Origin of the sequence: Alteromonas mediterranea DE, assembly GCF_000020585.3 — a bacterium.
In the GTDB taxonomy this organism is placed as follows: domain Bacteria; phylum Pseudomonadota; class Gammaproteobacteria; order Enterobacterales; family Alteromonadaceae; genus Alteromonas; species Alteromonas mediterranea.
The window spans coordinates 1,661,302-1,680,261 of the sequence record NC_011138.3 but is presented as its reverse complement, the minus strand read 5'-3'; the positions used below and the strand labels follow the sequence as shown (position 1 = coordinate 1,680,261).

At 45.5% G+C, this 18,960-nt stretch carries 14 protein-coding genes and 1 pseudogene; 8 read left to right on the top strand and 7 right to left on the bottom strand.

The window, feature by feature from the left end; translation table 11 throughout:
• Positions 1 to 102: 102 nt before the first annotated feature.
• Entirely contained in the window at positions 103 to 1,356 is a 1,254-nt protein-coding gene (locus tag MADE_RS07580) for a dicarboxylate/amino acid:cation symporter (protein ID WP_012518029.1), read from the top strand.
• Positions 1,357 to 1,484: 128 nt separating this feature from the next.
• Here the strand turns inward: MADE_RS07580 and MADE_RS07575 are convergent, their stop codons facing one another.
• The 7 genes from MADE_RS07575 to MADE_RS07545 form a co-directional block, all read right to left on the bottom strand.
• Positions 1,485 to 1,811: a heavy metal-binding domain-containing protein gene (locus tag MADE_RS07575; RefSeq protein WP_012518028.1), complete on the bottom strand. Its 327-nt coding sequence runs from the start codon at positions 1,809 to 1,811 to the stop codon at positions 1,485 to 1,487.
• 58 nt (positions 1,812 to 1,869) lie between these two features.
• Entirely contained in the window at positions 1,870 to 2,280 is a 411-nt protein-coding gene (locus tag MADE_RS07570; protein WP_012518027.1) for an HIT domain-containing protein, read from the bottom strand.
• Complete coding sequence (gene astE / locus MADE_RS07565; protein WP_015066835.1) at positions 2,273 to 3,304, bottom strand: succinylglutamate desuccinylase; 1,032 nt, start codon at positions 3,302 to 3,304, stop codon at positions 2,273 to 2,275. The genes MADE_RS07570 and astE overlap by 8 nt, the downstream gene beginning before the upstream one ends.
• Before the next feature lie 226 nt (positions 3,305 to 3,530).
• Positions 3,531 to 4,835 (bottom strand): putative bifunctional diguanylate cyclase/phosphodiesterase, encoded by a 1,305-nt coding sequence (locus tag MADE_RS07560; protein WP_012518025.1) that lies wholly within the window; start codon positions 4,833 to 4,835, stop codon positions 3,531 to 3,533.
• A gap of 271 nt (positions 4,836 to 5,106) precedes the next feature.
• A complete protein-coding gene (locus MADE_RS07555; protein ID WP_012518024.1) occupies positions 5,107 to 7,584 on the bottom strand; it encodes a glycogen/starch/alpha-glucan phosphorylase in 2,478 nt (825 codons plus the stop codon).
• A 217-nt stretch (positions 7,585 to 7,801) separates the two neighbouring features.
• Positions 7,802 to 9,454, bottom strand: coding sequence for a phosphoglucomutase (alpha-D-glucose-1,6-bisphosphate-dependent) (pgm, locus tag MADE_RS07550; RefSeq protein WP_012518023.1), 1,653 nt, complete (start codon positions 9,452 to 9,454; stop codon positions 7,802 to 7,804).
• 45 nt (positions 9,455 to 9,499) lie between these two features.
• Positions 9,500 to 10,291 (bottom strand): hypothetical protein, encoded by a 792-nt coding sequence (locus MADE_RS07545; protein ID WP_012518022.1) that lies wholly within the window; start codon positions 10,289 to 10,291, stop codon positions 9,500 to 9,502.
• A 306-nt stretch (positions 10,292 to 10,597) separates the two neighbouring features.
• Between MADE_RS07545 and MADE_RS07540 the strand changes: the two genes are divergently transcribed.
• The 7 genes and pseudogenes from MADE_RS07540 to MADE_RS07510 form a co-directional block, all read left to right on the top strand.
• A complete protein-coding gene (locus MADE_RS07540) occupies positions 10,598 to 11,545 on the top strand; it encodes an AAA family ATPase (protein ID WP_012518021.1) in 948 nt (315 codons plus the stop codon).
• 72 nt (positions 11,546 to 11,617) lie between these two features.
• On the top strand, positions 11,618 to 12,742 hold the full coding sequence (locus MADE_RS07535) for a DUF58 domain-containing protein (RefSeq protein ID WP_012518020.1): 1,125 nt from the start codon (positions 11,618 to 11,620) through the stop codon (positions 12,740 to 12,742).
• Positions 12,739 to 14,802: a transglutaminase TgpA family protein gene (locus MADE_RS07530; protein WP_012518019.1), complete on the top strand. Its 2,064-nt coding sequence runs from the start codon at positions 12,739 to 12,741 to the stop codon at positions 14,800 to 14,802. Before MADE_RS07535 ends, MADE_RS07530 begins: the two co-directional genes overlap by 4 nt.
• A 594-nt stretch (positions 14,803 to 15,396) precedes the next feature.
• Positions 15,397 to 16,245: a formate/nitrite transporter family protein gene (locus tag MADE_RS07525; RefSeq protein ID WP_012518018.1), complete on the top strand. Its 849-nt coding sequence runs from the start codon at positions 15,397 to 15,399 to the stop codon at positions 16,243 to 16,245.
• Positions 16,246 to 16,380: 135 nt separating this feature from the next.
• The gene (locus MADE_RS07520) at positions 16,381 to 18,198 is read left to right on the top strand and encodes a bifunctional protein-serine/threonine kinase/phosphatase (protein ID WP_012518017.1); all 1,818 of its coding nucleotides are present in this window, start codon (positions 16,381 to 16,383) and stop codon (positions 18,196 to 18,198) included.
• 30 nt (positions 18,199 to 18,228) lie between these two features.
• Positions 18,229 to 18,504, top strand: a complete 276-nt coding sequence (locus MADE_RS07515; protein WP_012518016.1) for a hypothetical protein — start codon at positions 18,229 to 18,231, stop codon at positions 18,502 to 18,504.
• Between the two features lie 253 nt (positions 18,505 to 18,757).
• Positions 18,758 to 18,943: pseudogene (locus tag MADE_RS07510) on the top strand (cyanase); the annotation flags it as partial.
• Positions 18,944 to 18,960: the final 17 nt, after the last annotated feature.

The window sequence follows — 18,960 nt, the reverse complement described above, 5'->3', positions numbered from 1 at the left end:
TGGTTGGAGTTCTGGACCATGGAAGGCTTGCTCGCCAAAGGCGATATTCGCAACAACACCACTATCACTTTTTATTTAATCACACTCTAAGAGGTTCTAGACGTGTCTCAAAGTAAATCTTTACTGGCTAATATCGGCGTACAAGTTGTTATTGCCATGATCATCGGCACCGCCGTAGGTGCTTTTATGGGTCACAGCGCCGCTATGTTTGCCCCCTTAGGCGCAATTTTTATTAACCTCATTAAGATGTTGGTTATCCCACTGGTTGCGGTTGCGCTTATTTCGGGCGCTGCGGGTTTAGGTAACAGTACCAACGCAGGTAAAGTGGGCTTTTCAACCCTTGCCTATTTCGCGTTGACATCCGCGCTAGCCGTGGCGCTTGCGCTGATTATGGGTGAAATTTTCAAGCCTGGTGTGGGTATCGATGTTTCATCTGTAGAGGGAATGTTTTCTGGCGAGTACGCGTCGAAAGGCGAGCTGCCATCGTTTTGGGCGACGGTGACGGGCATGATACCTACTAACGTCTTTGCTTCTCTAACCAATGCGAATATTCTTCAAATTCTAGTGTTTTGCCTGTTCTTTGGCCTTGCCCTTTCTAAGCAGCCTAAAAAGAACCGCGAGCCTATTCTTCAGGGCGTAAACACCATTGTAGATGCGATGGTATGGATGATTAACTGCGTTATGAAAATTGCCCCTATCGGTGTATTTGGCCTAATGGCCGAAGCGGTCGGCACCTTTGGCTTTAGCGCACTTATGGTTGTCTTCAAGCTTTTCTTAGTCTTTATCGCCGCTATTCTCGTTTTTGGTTTTGTCATTTACCCACTGTTAGTACAGCTGTTTACCAAAACCTCTGCCAAGTCGTTCTTAGTGGCAATGAAAAAGCCTCAAGCGGTGGCGCTTTCTACCGCGTCATCTATGGCCACCCTGCCCGTCACTATGAATACGGTAGAAAACGAACTGGGCGTAAGAAATGCAACTGCGTCGTTTGTATTACCTTTAGGGGCCACGATAAACATGAGCGGTAATGCTATTTACTATGGCTTAGTTGCCGTGTTTTTCGCTCAGCTTTTTAATATCGACTTATCCATGGGGGCTTACGTTGCCATTATCCTTACTTCAACCTTAGGCGCCGTGGGACAAGCTGGCGTACCAGGCCCGTCTTTTCTTGTGGTTGCGGTACTCCTAGCCGCCGGCATTCCTATTGAAGGCTTACCACTTTTATTCGCTCTCGACCGTATTTTCGACATGATTCGTACTGCGCTTAATATCACTGGCGACGCAGCGTGCGCAGTCATTATCGATAACATTGCTATTGAAGCGTCTGACCTTACTGAAAGTGAGGTGAAGCAAAGCTAACCGTGCGTTATTTAGCGGGCATAAAAAAGGTGGCCTATCGGCCACCTTGTTATTTTAGAGCTAGTCAGCGCAAGCGCACGTTTCTAGGTACGCGCTTTTTATCTTGTCTCGAATGGTCGCGGTTAAAACTACAGCGGGCTTGTTTTAACCGCTGTGCCGCTAATACTTACCATCAGCATACTGCCTTTATCACCAATGACTTGATAATCTAAATCGATACCTACAACAGCGTTTGCTCCCATGCTTCTTGCTTCATGTTCTAACTCAGTAAAAGCAAGCTTACGCGCTGTGGTTAGCTCTTCTTCGTAAGAGCCAGAGCGACCACCCACAATATCTCGAATAGAGGCAAATAAGTCTTTAAATACGTTTGCGCCCATTACCGCTTCACCGACAACAATGCCGTAGTATGCATCGATTTTATGCCCTTCTAGCGTGGGGGTTGTTGAAACAATCATAGGTAACTCCTTTTAATAAAACCCGTTTTTTCACAAATTCAAGCCATTACAATACGCTTTACGCGTTTTGTTCAAACCATTCTCTAATAGACGCTACGCGAGCTTGGGCGTCACTTGTCTCGTAAGCCACCGTTGGCTGGTTACCCCATACCGGCTTAGGCCACGCGCAATCGGTATCAAACCTAGCAACGTGGTGAACATGTAACTGACGCACCACATTGCCCAATGCGGCCACGTTTAGCTTAAGCGGTGAGAACAAATTCATCATTGCTTTCGATGCAAGCGCAGACTCTTTAAGTAAGGTAATTTGCTCTTTTTCAGTTAAGTCGATAATTTCCGCAATATCATTTTTCATTGGTACTAATATTAACCACGGAAATTGTCTGTCGTTCATTAACAGTACACGACATAGAGAAAGATCGCAGACAAAAAATGTATCATTGTGTAAACGGCTATCAAGACTAAACATCTAGCTTTTCCAGAGTAGTAGGCACTACCGTGAGTAGTGCGCGCTGCCCAATAGCAACCTTTGCATTGGGGAATACAATCGCTTCACCGTCTTGCTCGGCTACGTAGTCTGTACCTGGCTCTGATGCCAATACCGTGCCTTTTGGATAATCAGTAAAGTTAGGTGTATCGTCGTCAAAGTGCAGTTTAAAGGCTTCTTCATTGCGGTTAATGACCTGATTAACCCGGTAAATATCAAGTTCGCGAATGTCTACCGAAGGGGCATAGTTTTCTTGCGTGATCAGTTGCGTAATGGCCTGTTTGGCATCTTCAAAGCGGCGCATATCGTTTTGTCCAAACGGACGAACTTTTCCTAACTCGACGGTGAACGCATGAGCATTGAACAGGTGCGACGAGAAATAGCTAAAAGTGGTGGTTGGACTTTCAGAAAGCAAAATTGTTTTTACCCCACAAGCCGACAAAAACGCAAGCTGACCTTCGCTGTGAACTCTGTCGTGTAAATACGGGTATACCGCAAACTTTTCATTCTTTGATGCACGGATAGCGGTATGTAAGTCGTAGTGGTAACGCTCTCCGTCAGCCGCTTCAAAAAAAGACGCAACGGCCTCTTCTAACTGCTTAGCACGAACACGTTCTTGGTTAACTAAGCCTTCACCTTTTGAGTGAGCCCCGCTGAACAAGCGATTCATATTTTCTTCAACAAATCGCTCCGCAATATCCATGGCGGGTAGATTACCGAATAAAAAAAGCACGTCGTGAGACAGTACTAGTGTGCCAGTTAAAATACGTTTTACTAGGTCATCACATATTTCAATAGGCGCCGTTTCGTTACCGTGAACGCCACACGATAAAACGATACGCTTGGTGTGCTCACTGTTCGTTTGCGCAGAGAAACTGATAATTCCAGGCCCTGAAATTTGCACACCTATGCCGTTTGACAGGTCAAATTGTAGAGGTTGTTCAAATAGTGCGGGTTCCCGGCGAGATAGTGTTAAAAATTCGCCACTTTCGATAAGTTCTTGCATGAAGTTCTGCATATAACCAGTCTAATCTAGAATAAACACAGTTTAACGAGGCACAGGGCTAAAATCACGCGTTCTCAGGGATTTATTACAACCGCCTGTAAGCAATATACAACGCTTTAACGTGATTAATTAAGGCGCTGCAGTATCTTTTTCGCAGATAAATAGTAGAGAAAGGGCTAGAAAACGCGCGGAGCGAGCAGGTAACTCAACGGGGGCAGAGAAGAGACTAGGCTTTTCCTCGCGCAGGAGAGTTACCCACAATAATTTCTTGCTGAGCAAGGGCAACAAAGCTTTTAAAAGGAATAGCGCGAGAGAACAGGTAGCCCTGCCCCTGAGCAACACCAACCTCTCTTAATATATGAAGTTGCTCTATGGTTTCAATACCTTCGGCAACCACGCTACAGCCTTTAGCATGACCTATCACTTTTGCGGCTTCGATAATAGCGCGGTTAACAGGGTGAGCTTCTAACTCCATGACAAACGACTTATCTACTTTAAGAGCATCTAAATCTAAATCGCGAATGTAGGCAAGATTAGAATAGCCTTTTCCAAAGTCATCGACGGAGACCGACACGCCAAAGCTACGTAACTCGTCTAGCTGCTTTTTCACCATAAGTGAATTTGATAACGCCACGTCTTCGGTCAACTCTAACTCTATGAGCGTTAAGGGCATGGCGTAAGTTTCGCTTAGCATGGTAAGCGTGGGCACTAACTGATTGTCGTAAAGCTGGGTAGGCGAGATGTTAACGGATAAGACAATAGGCATTTTCAAAGCGTTAAGCTCTACTAGCGCTCTGAAAGCCTGTTCAAGAGTCCAGTAGCCCAGCTCGTTCATCATGTTATACGACTCTGCCGCTTCGATAAGCGGGCCGGGAAATAGTACACCATCAAGGGGGTGGTTCCATCTCAGTAAGCACTCTGCCCCTATCACCTCAAGCGTAGCTAAATTCACTTTAGGTTGATAATAAAGTTCAAGTTCATTTTGGGCTAAGGCGCGCTTTAAGTCGGCTTTCAGTGCTAAGCTTCTACCCGTATCTGCCTTATCTGTTTTGGTCAGTGCGAAGTAGTTTTCGTACTTATTTTCTTTGGCTTGTTTTAACGCGGTTTCTGCTCGAGACACAAAGCGGGTTATTTCAAACTCCCGTTTATCACTGCATACCACACCCACATTAAAGTCTGCGATGAAGGCTGTACCTTCGTAGTGCATAGGGGTTTTAAAATGTTCGACTAGACGTTCGAACATTTTACGCATTACGCCTTCGTTACTCTCATTGGGGAAAACAATACCAAACACATCCCCGCTAATGCGACCAATGTAAACTGATTGTCCAAATAGAAGCTGTATACGGTTGGCAATTTCCAGTAAGAAGCGATCGCCAACATGTATGCCCAGACTGGTTGTTACATCAGAAAAGCGCACCACATCCACCAGCATCAAAGAAATAGCGCCGCTACGAGACGCCTGTTTTGAAATGCTGTCAATAAACGCATATCGATTTGGAATGGTTGCCAGTGATGTATGTTGGCTCATGATGTTTTCCTTGAGCTTTACGCTTCGAGGTACTAAAAACAACTGCTTATATAAAACCATGGCGTTACGGATGGCGCAACGACAGTTACGTATTAATTTGCATACCCGCTTATACCATGAAACAACATTTTTTTATATTTGATTAACTAATGGTAAGAATGGGCAAAAAACCTGTTGTTAGTGCATATTCACAGCAAGTTCGCTTAATTTAAAGCAATAAAAAAGCCCGACAAGTTTATCACCGCCGGGCTATTTCTTTCTCGTTCTGCGATTAGCTTTCTATCTTACACGACGAAAGTTTCCAAACGCGATCTACGTAGTCACGTATTGAGCGATCTGAGGTAAATTTACCCATTTTAGCCGTATTAATTATCGCCATTTCCGCCCAGCGCTCTTTGTCGCGGTAAGCAGCATCTACTGCAATTTGTGCGTCAGAGTATGCGCGGAAATCTGCAAGTACCATGTACGGGTCGCCATTATCAAGTAAGCTTTGCTTAATAGATACTAACGCCCCTGGTTTGCCCGGCGTAAAGTAATCGGTTTCTAACCAATCCAGTACCGCTTTAATTTCAGGGTCTTTGTAGTAGTAGTCGTGAGGGTTGTAACCCGTCGCTTTAAGCTCGTTCACCTCTTCTACTGTTAAACCGAAAATAAAGATGTTGTCGTCGCCTACTTCTTCAGCAATTTCAACGTTAGCTCCATCTAGTGTACCGATAGTCACTGCACCGTTAAGCGCTAACTTCATGTTACCTGTACCCGATGCTTCTTTACCTGCTGTACTGATTTGTTCAGACACATCAGCCGCTGGAATCATCTTCTCAGCTAGCGATACACGGTAGTTCGGCAAGAACGCAATTTTAATCTTGTTGTTTACGCGAGGGTCGTTATTAACCTTGTCAGCCACTTTGTTAATTGCGTAGATAATGTCTTTAGCAAGCTTATAACCCGGTGCGGCTTTCGCGCCAAATACGAACACGCGAGGGTGCATATCGTAATCTGGGTTTTCCAGAATACGACGGTACAACGCCATAATGTGTAGTAACGCTAAATGTTGACGCTTGTACTCGTGAAGTCGCTTAATTTGCACATCAAAAATGGCATTTACGTCTACTTCTAAGTCTAGCGACTTGCGAATTTCATCAGCCAACAGTTCCTTGTTCTCCAGCTTCACTTTCATGAACTGTTTTTGGAACGTTTTATTCGTAGCAAACTTCGTTAAACCCTGAAGTTTATCTAAATCTCGCGGCCAATCATCGCCAATTTTCTTATCAATCAACTTAGAAAGCGCAGGGTTACAGGCCTTCAACCAACGACGAGGCGTAATACCGTTTGTCACGTTAGTTAGCTTACCTGGGTACAATTCGTCGAACTCAGGGAATAGCGACGATTTAACCAAGCGTGAGTGCATCTCTGCGACACCGTTCACTGCAAATGAGCCGATAACAGATAGATGACCCATACGTACCATCTTCTCGTTACCTTCTTCGATAATTGAAAGTTTCGCTTTCATTGCATTGTCGCCCGGCCATTTCTTATCAACCTCGGCCATGAAGCGGTGGTTGATTTCGTAAATGATCTCAAGGTGACGTGGAAGGATCTTCTCAATCATACGTGCCGGCCACTTCTCAAGTGCCTCTGGCAATAGGGTATGGTTTGTGTACGCAAATACCTTAGTACAGATACCCCATGCTTCATCCCAACCAAGCTCTGCGCGGTCAACAAGAATACGCATTAGCTCTGGTACTGAAATGGCGGGGTGCGTGTCGTTAAGCTGAATCACGACCTGATCTGCAAAGCGGCTCCAGTCATCACCGTGGGCTCGCTTATAACGGCGAATAATATCCTTCAGTGAGCACGAGCAGAAGAAATACTGCTGAATTAGGCGTAGTTCTTTACCCGCTTCAGTTTCATCATTCGGATAAAGTACTTTAGAAATGGTTTCTGCCTGCACGTTCTCGCGCTGTGCATCAACATAACCACCTGCGTTGAACACGTCCCAGTTGAAGTAACCAGAAGATTCTGACTGCCATAAACGAAGCACGTTTACGGTTTTACCTTCATAACCTACAACAGGAATATCCCAAGGCACACCTTTTACAATTGAACCTGGGTGCCATTCTTTAAGAACGCGGCCGTTTTCACCGTATTTGGTTTCAACGTAACCATAGAGCGATACTTCTTGAATAGATTCTGGGCGGCAAATTTCCCACGGGTTACCATAGTCGCGCCAGCTGTCGGGACGCTCAATTTGCGCACCGCTTTTAATTTCTTGACGGAATAGACCATTTTCATAGTGGATACCATAACCAATGGCAGGTAATTCCATGGTGGCGAGTGAGTCTATGAAACACGCTGCAAGTCGGCCCAAACCGCCGTTACCCAGAGCCATATCTGGCTCTTCTTCAAGGATATCTGAGATTTCTACGCCCAGCTCTTTCAGAGCTCCACTTGCTACATCGAATAAACCAAAATTTTGCAGGTTGTTTGATAACAAACGTCCCATCAAGAATTCAGCAGAAAAATAGTGGACAGCACGGGTGTCATTGAGATAGTGACTTTTTTGAGTTTTGCGCAGTCCTTCGAGTACTTGCTCTTGAATTGCCGCACACGTTGCTTTCCACCAAGCGTGATTATTCGCCTTGTTTTCGTCAGTACCTAGCGTGCAGTGTAAGTGTTTGATAACCGCAGACTTAAAAGCTGCCTTATCGATAGCTGGAGAGGGTTGCGTTTTGGTCGCTTTTGCGTTCATTTTGCGTCTCACTCTTAATGTAAGCGGTGCTTTCACACCAAAAACGTAATTTAATTACAGAATATCTTAAGAATATGACAGCAATATAGCAGTACTAAAACGATTATGTTGTAATTATTTTGTTAAAATTACAAAAAATCGCATGAATTCGTATGCACTCATGCGATTTTTAACATTATTGTTACAAAAATACGCGAAAAGCGATTTATTTTTGAGCTTATTTAATGATTTTACCGACTAACGCTTCAGCTTCGGCAATAAGTTCTTGTAAGTGACTTTCACCATTGAAGCTTTCGGCATAGATCTTATAAATCTGTTCAGTGCCAGACGGTCGTGCGGCAAACCACCCATTTTCGGTAGATACTTTAACGCCGCCTATAGCTGCGTTATTGCCTGGCGCATGCGTTTGCACACTAGTAATAGGCTCGCCTGCTAGCGTATCGCTTGTTACTACAGATGCGTCCATGGCCGAAAGTTTTTGTTTTTGCTCAAGAGTTGCCGCTACATCAACTCGACTGTACACCGGTGCAGCAAACTTTTCGGTTAGCGCTTTATAGTGTTCGCCAGGGTCTTTGCCCGTTACCGCCAATATTTCTGCCGCAAGTAAACAAAGAATAAAGCCGTCTTTGTCTGTCGCCCACGTACTGCCGTTGCGCTCTAAGAAAATACCGCCGGCACTTTCTTCGCCAGCAAACCCTATTGTGCTGTTCGACAAACCCTCTACAAACCACTTAAAGCCTACTGGCATCTCTGCTAACGGTTTATCAAGGCTATTGGCCACGCGGTCAATCATGCTGCTCGACACTAACGTTTTGCCAATATTAAGGTCGCTCGGCCAGTCTGGGCGATGGGTATAGAGATAATTAATCGCTACCGCTAGATAGTGATTAGGGTTCATTAGCCCTGCGCTTTTACATACGATTCCGTGACGGTCAAAGTCAGGGTCGTTCCCCCACGCTAAATCGAAATTATCTTTTAGCTCGATAAGCCCTGCCATTGCGTAAGCTGACGAACAGTCCATACGAAGCTTGCCGTCTTTATCGCGACGCATAAAGCCAAACTGCGGGTCGACAGCGTCGTTCACAACTGTGATATCAAGGCCATACTTTTGTGAAATACGTGACCAGTATCCTACCCCTGCGCCCCCTAACGGGTCGGTACCTAATTTTAAATTGGCATTTGCAATGGCCTCCATATCAATGACCCGTGCTAAATCATCAATATAAGGTTCCATAAAGTCTTCTTCACGAACCAACTTACGGGCCGTGGCCTGGCGAATATCAATTCGCTGAACGTCTTTATTACCATCGGCAATTAATGCATTGGCACGTTCTTGTATTTGCTTAGTTACGTCACTGTCAGCCGGGCCACCGTGAGGAGGGTTATATTTGAAACCACCGTCTGACGGCGGGTTATGAGAAGGGGTGATGACAATACCATCGGCCTTATCAGCATTCCCTGCGCGGTTGTAACGGATAATAGTACGAGAAATGACGGGCGTAGGCGTATACCCCATACTTTCGTTATCTGCACGTTGTATGACAACATCAACGCCGTTGGCACACAGCACTTCAATAGCGGTTATCATGGCAGGCTCAGACAGCGCGTGGGTATCTTTACCAACAAATAGCGGGCCGCTAATGCCTTCTTGCTTGCGATATTCAACCAATGCTTGGCAAATTGCACTGATATGGCTATCGGTGAACGTGGCATTAGACGCGGTACCTCGGTGGCCTGAAGTGCCAAAAGAAACGGCTTGCCCTGGGTCATTCATATCCGGCTTAAAGCTATAATATTGGCTTACTAGCTGCGCTACGTTAATAAGCTGTTCTTTTGCTGCATGCTCTCCGGCCTGCGGATGTAGTGCCATGAAAAAGTCCTTATTTAGAAGTCGTGTTGAGGTTTAATAACCTAATTACTTACCCTCTGATGTAAAACGCGCTGTTACCGTCTCAACAACATCGGGCTGATAACCCAAGTTACGCAAAACTTGTTCCAGCATATTCGTTTTCTTGGCAGTATTGTTGTTTGTTACTACCCAGAAAGGGCTATCGGGAATGGCTTTAGGGTTTGTACTGCTGCCATTTTCAAGCAAGGCTTCTTTACTTGTTGCAAAGTACGTACGGTTTTTACCTTTGATACTTTCTACGCTAGAGAAGTTTTCTGCATTAAGCTTGTGCGCTGCACTTAAAACAAACAGAAACTGATCGACCCGTTTAGTAAACGTGGCTAACGCATCTTTAGATACAGCATCAAGAATGTCGCGCTTGTTGTGGGTTTCTGTTTCTACCGACGATGCCACGGTCGACGACGCTTTTGTAGCAGGCTTGGCTGGGGCTTTTGTTGCCGCCGCTCTCACAGGTGTTTTCTTCGCCGTCGTTTTCGCGGTAGTTTTTCTCGCCGCGGGTTTGGCTGGCGCTTTTTTAGCAGTACTCACAGTTTGAGCCTGAGCCTTCGGTGCAGCCTTGACTTCAACACTGGGCTCGTTCGTTTTCTCTTCCCCACCAGCGCTTTTTATTTCACTTGTTTTTGCTTGGTCTGAAGCGTCACCTTTTGATTCGTTACCGCTTGCTTCAGCGCTGCCTGATATTGCGCCGTCTTCTGGTAACAGTAAACGTCTTAAAATTTGTGATGCACTCTCACCAATATGCTTAGTCTGGCTGGCGATGAAGGCATATAAATCGTCATCTATTTCAATGCTTTTCATAACTACTTCCTTTTTAAGAGGCACCATTATAGACAACACAGATAAACTACGCAGCACTTAATAACAGTTGTTTTAGGGTTTCCTAAGTAGATTACGCGAATACTTTGCCATTTCCCTATTCACACGTGTTTAATTCTTTCGCGTTTTATTGAATCTATTACGTTATATACCTGCGTATAAAAATTAACAGGCAATACAATAGAAAGCTTTAAGCTATCGTTGCTACTATTAAATTTAAGCAGAGATCGCTTACACGCAGATATATTTCATTGTGACAAAGAATGTTTAAACAAAAGTGACAGTTTTATGCGCCAAGAACTAAAAAAGGTACAGCAGGCTCTTAATCAGAAGATTATTGGTAAAGACCACCAGTTAACACTGGCAATTACCTGTTTACTGGCAAATGGTCACTTACTAATTGAAGACTTACCGGGCATGGGTAAAACCACCTTATCTCACGCGCTTTCACAAGTATTCGGGCTTCAATACTCCCGTATTCAGTTTACCTCTGATTTACTCCCATCAGATATGTTGGGCGTTAATATTTTCCACAGTCATGAGCAGGACGAAACCAAAAGATTTAGCTTCAGGCACGGCCCCATTTTTAGCCAAGTGGTACTTGCCGACGAACTTAACCGTGCAAGCCCTAAAACGCAAAGCGCGCTGCTAGAAGCAATGGAAGAGCGGCAAGTCAGTATTGATGGCACAACCCACGCGCTTCCGACACCTTTTTTTGTCATTGCCACCCAAAACCCTAGCTCTCAGTCAGGGACTTACCCCTTGCCTGAATCTCAACTGGACCGTTTTTTCATGCGCATTTCCTTAGGTTACCCGGCTTGGGAAGCTGAAAAAGCCATGCTTTTACAAAAAGACGTGTCTGCGCCCCTTGCTCAAATACTTAATGAGGAAGATTTAGACCAAATGCAGCAGGCAGTGACACGTATTCACACCAGCGATGCCATTATCCACTACATTCTGCGGCTAGTGAGCGAAAGTAGGGAAAGTAACGAGTATCCCAACCCCCTCTCACCACGTGCCAGTCGCGCGCTCCTTCAAGGGGCAAAGGCTTGGGCGTTTGTCACAGGAAGAGACTACGTAACACCAGAAGATGTGCAAGCGGTCTTTGTGGCAATTACTGCTCACAGATTGACAGCGCCCGCCCATCAATCCACCCATAGTATGCAAATGAGCGCGTTTGACGGGGAGAAACTGAGTCAAAAACTGTTAGACAGCGTTGACCCCCTTGCGGCGTAACCGTGATGGGGTTGTGCATTAAGGTCTTATCACCGTGTTTTCGCACTTTTAGTAGTAGCAGGAACGTTTGCCATGGGTAGAGCACGCTGGTCCCTTTCCCATTACTTTCACCAACGTCTGTTAGGTTGGCTAGATAATAGAGTTCCGGCCGCGAACGAGCATCACCTTAACCTAAACAGCATCTTTATATTGCCAAGTGGGTTTGGCTGGTCTTTTATCATCTTGTCGTTATGTTTGTTTTTACTTGGAACCAACTATCAAAATAACTTAATGCTGCTGCTTAGCTACCTGTGTTTAAGCATTATGCTGCTGACATTATTTTATACCCATCAAAACTTCGCACGCTTAGCGTTAAAGTCGCTTCCTCCCAGGCCTTTTCACTGCAATCAAAACGGCGAACTGCTGGTGCAGGTTGTGCCCCATACGAAGGCACCAACTAAAAACTGTTATGGTGTATTGTCGTTTAAATGGTTAAGTACTACCCGCCTTTCAAAGCGTGACGCGCACCCACTTGCTGTCGAGGCAGCAACGCGTAATCATCACACGTCTTTTAGCGCTCAGCTATCAGCTAGTATCAATAGTCAACAAAAACAAACACTGCGCATCCCTTTTCAGATAAAAACGCGAGGGCACTATGAATTAGGGCGACTGACGATTGCCTGTGACTTTCCTCTTGGTCTTTATAAGTGTTGGACCCATCTGGATTTTAACCAAGCGGTGACGGTTTACCCTAAGTCTCAGGAGGGCCCTGTCGTTGTTAACAACATCGCTACTGATGAAGCGTCTACTGCGTCGAAAGATAAGCATAACGGTAACGAAGATTTCTATGCATTAAACGACTATGAAGTGGGTCAGCCTTTAAACCGAGTATCGTGGAAACATGTGGCTAAAAACGGTAACTGGGTTACAAAGTCTTTTACCGCGCTAAAAAGCAATAGTTATGTTATTAGCCTATCATCCGCTACCGACACGGAAGCCGCACTTGCTGCACTGACCCACGCCACGATCACATTTTCTGAGGCTAACCGCGTATTTGGCCTCTCTTATAAAGGTATTCATATTCCCCCTAATCACGGCGTAAAGCATAGGCATGAATGCCTAGCGGCGCTCGCCTGTTTCGAAAATAGTACTCCCTTTAACAACGCAGGTTCATCTTCCTTACAACAAGATTCAAATCGGATAAGGGCGGTAAAATGATACGAGATACACTTAACCGTACTTACCCGTTCAACGTTTTTAGTACTGCGCTGCATCAACCTCGCGCGGTGGCAATATTGCTTCTGTGTTTTGCATTTTCCTGCCTGCTCTTTTCGCTTACTGCACCGCTAATGACGTGGGTCCTTATGCTTGGAGGCTGCGCAATCGTAGTAAGAATAGCGGGCCTTAGCGCGTTACACAGCCTACCGACCACGCGCACGGTTAACTTACTTGCGGTGCTGGCGGTCTTCACTTTAACCTGGTTTGGTTTTTCAATCGGGCTATTAGATAGCATGATCAACCTTCTTACTGTGGCATGCGCCCTAAAGGTAATGCTGGTTGAAAAAAAGCGTGATTTTCACCTTCTCATTTGTGCCTGTTTGTTTTTAATAGGGTGCGGCTTTATTTCGTCGCTTAGCGTATTTGCATGGTTTGGTTACACGGGCATTTTGGCCCTATTGCTTTTTTCTACCGCTATTTACCATGGCGCGGGCGTTCCCACAAAAAAAAGCATTACATTTGTTGGCGTGCTTATTTTGCAAGCCTCTCCCATAGCATTGCTGCTATTTTTACTGCTGCCCCAATTGCCGCCGCTGTGGCAAATGCCAACGTCTAAATCTACACAAACGGGGCTCTCAGACACGGTGACTCCAGGTGATATTGCATCGTTAGCTACCTCTTCGTCACTTGCGTTTAGCGCCACCTTTGAGAGCGCGGCACAAGTCCCTGATACCACATCACGCTATTGGCGCGCCATGACCCTTGAGCATTTCGATGGCAAGACGTGGTCAATTAGCGCTAAACGAAAGCAAGCTGAACAGCAGTTAGCTTATATGGGTAGACCTACTCCTCTTTCCACAATGGCCAGTAAAGATACATCTTACGCCACTGCATACGAGCTTATTGTTGAGCCCACCTCGCAAACCTGGCTGTTTGCGCTTTCGCCATCGGCGCCGGACAACCGCGCAAACAGTATTAATGTTAACAGTCGATTCGACTTCACCCTTCGCGCAAATACGCCAATCGCGAGTAAAAAAGCGTTTTATTTACGGTACTTTCCCAATGAAAAGATAACCAATGGCATGGGTAACTTTGAAGCCCAGCTTAATTTGCAAATGTCAAAGAACGGCAACGAGAAAACCCGGGCGTGGGGAAAGAGGCTAGCAGCTCAATACACTTCACCTCGGGACATCGCCAACGCCATAATGCGTGAATTTCAACAAGGCGGCTTTAGGTATACCCTGTCACCGAATGCGATGCCAACGGATCCTATCGACCGCTTTTTATTTGAAGCGCGCGCTGGCTTCTGTGCTCACTATGCGGGCGCTATGGTCTACGCATTACGTGCTGCAAATGTGCCAGCAAGAATGGTAACTGGCTACCAAGGTGGCAGTACACTTAGCGACCGTGTTCTGCAAATAAGACAATACGACGCCCATGCCTGGGTTGAAGTTTTGATAGACAACGATTGGGTTCGCTATGACCCCACGAGCGCGGTAGCGCCATCGCGTTTAACCCTTGGCTTAGAAGAGGCCCTAGAAGAACTTGGGGAGTCTCGTCAATCCAGTGTTTTAGAAAGATTCGGCAACGCTAAGTTCTTTACAACGCTTCAAAATTGGTTTCAACAGCTCGACTACTCATGGAGTAAATGGGTATTAGGGTTTGATAATGCAGCGCAAACCAGCATGCTCGAAGACCTGCTTGGTGCACTCTCACCTCAGAAAATGCGCGTGGTGTTTTTATCAGCGATAGGCTTGATCGCGCTTATTCTTGCGCTTTACTTCTTACCGAAAAGACAAAAACAAACGCAAACGTCTTCTCATCGTGCCCTATTAAAAGCAATAAAACACATAGAATCTAAAACGAAAACAGTGAGGGGCAATAAAAGTCTTTCTGCCTTTCGCAAAGACGTATCCCCACAATTAAACAGCGAAGCGTTAGTAGCTTTCAATCAGATTTGTGAGCAGTTTGAACGGGAAAACTATGCATCTCAATCTGGCGATAATAGTATCAAAGCGAAAATTAAGCATGACTTACGCAAGCTAAAAAAAGCGTTATAGTAATGGTTATCGTAGAAATAGTTATCGTAAACTTTTTTGTTCCTTAGCGCTGCATTTGTGTATCTACTAACCCCTTTGCCGCGACGAGCTGCAGATAACGAGTTGGCCCTATTCTTATAGTTTAAAAGCATCGGTCACTGACATTAAGGATAAAGATGACACTTCAAACAGGTATTGCACCTCAAACAAACATTGTCCCACCTTTTTAGTGCATTTAAAAATAGTAGCTTGTAGACAATATGAATGACCTCACTGCGTCAGACTTCACCTATCTTACTGTAATTAAATGATATTTCGCCATTCAATTCATTATATTTAGCGATTGGCACTCTTTTGGCTTTGTCTTAATGGAGACATACCGAAACTATTGACCGAGCAATAAAGCCGAACAATAGGTTTGGGGTATATCAATGCCCACTAGTCGGTGATGTAAGCAAATTTACACAAAATAGATAAACAGGACAAAGGCGTCCCCAGCACTTTCTTTTGAGCGTGCTGCGGACGCCTTTTTTTGATCTTTAGGAACACTTGAAAGCGCGTATACCACAACGCATGAACGGCAACTTATTTACAACGATAATATGAGGTGAAAACATGGCTTATCTACTCCCCGCTGAATTCGCTACCAAAATGGTAGATGCAGGCGAAGCAAAGATTTATATGTCTACTCGCGATACCCTAATTCGTGCTTATATGGCAGGTGCCATTCTTGCGCTGGCCGCTGTTTTTGCTATTACCATTGCGGTGCAAACTGGCATTTTTCTTTTAGGTGCCGTGTTGTTCCCGGTGGGCTTTTGTATGCTTTACCTTATGGGTTTCGACCTATTAACCGGTGTCTTTGTACTTACCCCACTCGCATGGCTTGCCCAACGGCCCGGCGTAACCCCTAAACAAATTCTTCGTAATTGGGGCCTGGTGTTCTTAGGGAACTTTGGCGGCGCATTGACGGTTGCGTTTATGATGTCATTTATCTTTACCATGGGTTACAACGTAGATGGCGGCGCGATTGCGACTAAAGTGGCCAGCATTGGTGAAGCCCGTACGTTGGGCTACGCAGAGCACGGCGCGGCTGGGTGGTTTACCATTTTCATTCGCGGCATGCTGTGTAACTGGATGGTTTCGCTAGGTGTGGTTGGCGCGATGATATCTACTCATGTTAGCGGTAAAGTGCTCGCCATGTGGATGCCTATCATGCTGTTTTTCTTCATGGGCTTTGAACACTCTGTGGTAAATATGTTCCTTTTCCCATTTGGTCTTATCATGGGTGGCGACTTTTCGGTTATGGATTATTTCATCTGGAATGAAATTCCAACGGCACTGGGGAACTTGGTAGGTGGCTTGGCATTTACTGGTCTTACGCTTTACACCACTCACGTAAAAACGCTACCTAAGCGCACCATTCCTGTAAACAAAGCGGCGGCGTCAGAAACACTACCGATATAGAAACGCTTAATGTTTCTCAAGCGCGCTACCCACCATGTATATGCTCACGTTTCGATACATGGTGGTACTGCGCGTGTTCCAGTGACTGAACAGGCTGATTTGAAAAAACTGATTTAAAAAGACTGACTGTCAACGATGAATGAGCCAGTAACATTACACACGTCTACGTATCCCCAGCCCCTTGCGCTGAGTGTAAGTGCTTATTCAGCGCGTGGTGCGAAGCCTGTAAATCAGGATGCATACAGTTATCACATAGATACAAGCCAACCTGAAGCGAGCAGTGTTTTTGTTATTGCAGATGGCGTTAGCAGCAGTACGGTAAGCCAAATGGCGAGTGATTTCGCCACTCGCCAATTTATTAAGCTATTTAAAATAGCGCCTGAACAATTCTCGATAAAGACCTGCGCTGAAACCATTATAAAAGAAATTAACGGGCTGCTTTATACGCGAACGCAGAAAAGCCCCTTTGCCTACACGCCCGAAAAAGGGTACGTATGCACGCTAACCGTTGTTATATTAACCGGCAATCAGCTAGATGTTTTCCATGTAGGAGACGGTGATGTAACACTCTTCTCTTCGGGCGATAAAACATCGACATCGCTTACCCGGCCTCATCGAGAAACCTCACGTGAAAACCCGTCTCATTCCTACCTTTCAAATGCTATAGGCATTAAAGCTCACATTGATATAGACCATACTTATAAGAAACTTACCGCTTCAAGCTCCATAGCGATAAGTACCGATGGTGTTCACGAGTTTATAGCGTTATCCCCCCTATTGAGAACTGTAAACGAAGGGGAGGAATTACAAGAGAATAAAGCGGCGATGGTCGTTCATGACGCATTTAACAAAGGAAGCGACGACAACCTTACCCTTATTCTTATCAAAGCTGCATTCCAGCAAGACACAACAACAGACGCGCTGGGGGGCGATAAGCGCTCTACCTATGCTACGACAGCGCCTTTGACAATCGCCCAGTTACATACAGGCGATAAAATTGACGGGCTCACTATCACTAGACAACTCTATACATCGGCGCGTAGCCATGTATTTTTAGCCACCCCCGCTACTTTACATAGCCAAGCATTGAATGAAACAAACCTAAGCCCGCAAGTAGTGATAAAAACACCCGCGACCGACTTTACGCAAACGCCCGAGGCCCTTAGCGCTTTTGTGCTAGAAAACTGGCTGGCGCGACGTGTAAACTCTCCCCACGTCATTAAAAGCCCCCAATTTACCGATTTAGGTTTAGCACCGTCCCCCACGGCTTTTTATAGTATTTGCGAATATGTTCGCGGGCAGACCCTCGCACAATGGGCTATCGATAACCCAACACCAACATTAGAACAAGTAAGAGATATCGTTGAACAAATTGCAAAAGGCCTGCAGGCCATGCATCGCCAAGGCATTTTGCATCGTGATATTCGTTTAGAAAATATTATGATTAGCCCCCAAGGGCACTGCACGATTATCGATTTTGGTGCGGCGGCTTTGATTGAAGCGCCCAGTTTGTATAGTGAGGCGACTATACCTGGTACGGCACTTTTTGCGGCCCCCGAGTATTTCTTAGGAAACATGGGTAGCGAGCGTTCGGATATGTTTTCCCTTGCCGTGCTGACATACTACCTGTTATGCGGGCGCTACCCTTATCAAACGAAACTCGCTCACTGCCGCACTTACGCAGCGCAAAGAAAATTAAATTACGAAAGCGCGTTAGATGCCAAGCGCCCTGTTCCAACATGGGTAGACAGCGCGCTAAAACGAGCGCTGCATATTAACCCTGACAAGCGCTACTCTTCTATTTCCGAATTTGTTTACTCACTTCGCTACCCTAACCCTAGTCATAACTCGGCTTATATTCCCTTAGTAAAGCGTCACCCTTTACTTGTTTATAAAGCGCTTGTGCTAACCCTTATCTTTAGCAACCTAATTACGCTGTTCTTATTTACTTAAGTACTTACTTAACATTACAAGGAAAAATCAATGATTACATGTAGAACCCAAGTCACCGACATGATCCAGTCAGCCAAAATTTTAAAAGGCATAAAATGGAGCCAGATTGCAGAAGTTGTTGGTCAGTCGAAAGAATGGAGTACAGCGGCATGCTTAGGCCAAATGGCCATGACGAAACAACAAGCTGAAGCTGTGGGTGCGTTACTAGCGCTTACCGACGAAGCGATTGCGTGGCTTCAATTCGTCCCCTACAAAGGCTCGTTGCCAACAGAAGTGCCCACCGACCCCGAATACCAGTCCGCATAGATAATTGCCCACTCAGAAGGCGCTGGCAAGTTTCCTAGCAAAGCGTGGGAATGCAGGAATGGCTGTTCCCTTTCAAATTCCCAGAATGAAGCTAGGAAGCTTGCCAGACCTTCCCGAAGGGCGAGCTTAAAATGTCCGTACTCTTTGTTGTGTCACCTTGATGTAGAACCACTATACCTGCGGCAACACGCCGCGATTACGAACATTTTAACTCTCGCTGAGTGGGTAATTATTTATGCGGACTGGTATAAATTACCGCTGGTATGAATTGGTGAATGTGTATGGCACTACATTAAAGGAATTAATTCATGAAGAGTTTGGCGACGGTATTATGAGCGCGATTGATTTTTCGATGGACTTACAACGTGAAAACGACCCGAAAGGCGACCGGGTTAGCGTGGTAATGTCAGGAAAGTTTTTGCCCTACAAGATGTATTAAATGTAGGTTTTACAGGC

What these genes read in the sequence shown, in the direction of transcription:
- MADE_RS07575 (WP_012518028.1), bottom strand. Translation starts at nt 1,811, where the DNA reads ATGATTGTTTCAACAACCCCCACGCTAGAAGGGCATAAAATCGATGCA.
- MADE_RS07570 (WP_012518027.1), bottom strand. Translation starts at nt 2,280, where the DNA reads ATGTTTAGTCTTGATAGCCGTTTACACAATGATACATTTTTTGTCTGC.
- astE (WP_015066835.1), bottom strand. Translation starts at nt 3,304, where the DNA reads ATGCAAGAACTTATCGAAAGTGGCGAATTTTTAACACTATCTCGCCGG.
- MADE_RS07560 (WP_012518025.1), bottom strand. Translation starts at nt 4,835, where the DNA reads ATGAGCCAACATACATCACTGGCAACCATTCCAAATCGATATGCGTTT.
- MADE_RS07555 (WP_012518024.1), bottom strand. Translation starts at nt 7,584, where the DNA reads ATGAACGCAAAAGCGACCAAAACGCAACCCTCTCCAGCTATCGATAAG.
- pgm (WP_012518023.1), bottom strand. Translation starts at nt 9,454, where the DNA reads ATGGCACTACATCCGCAGGCCGGAGAGCATGCAGCAAAAGAACAGCTT.
- MADE_RS07545 (WP_012518022.1), bottom strand. Translation starts at nt 10,291, where the DNA reads ATGAAAAGCATTGAAATAGATGACGATTTATATGCCTTCATCGCCAGC.
- MADE_RS07540 (WP_012518021.1), top strand. Translation starts at nt 10,598, where the DNA reads ATGCGCCAAGAACTAAAAAAGGTACAGCAGGCTCTTAATCAGAAGATT.
- MADE_RS07535 (WP_012518020.1), top strand. Translation starts at nt 11,618, where the DNA reads ATGGGTAGAGCACGCTGGTCCCTTTCCCATTACTTTCACCAACGTCTG.
- MADE_RS07530 (WP_012518019.1), top strand. Translation starts at nt 12,739, where the DNA reads ATGATACGAGATACACTTAACCGTACTTACCCGTTCAACGTTTTTAGT.
- MADE_RS07525 (WP_012518018.1), top strand. Translation starts at nt 15,397, where the DNA reads ATGGCTTATCTACTCCCCGCTGAATTCGCTACCAAAATGGTAGATGCA.
- MADE_RS07520 (WP_012518017.1), top strand. Translation starts at nt 16,381, where the DNA reads ATGAATGAGCCAGTAACATTACACACGTCTACGTATCCCCAGCCCCTT.
- MADE_RS07515 (WP_012518016.1), top strand. Translation starts at nt 18,229, where the DNA reads ATGATTACATGTAGAACCCAAGTCACCGACATGATCCAGTCAGCCAAA.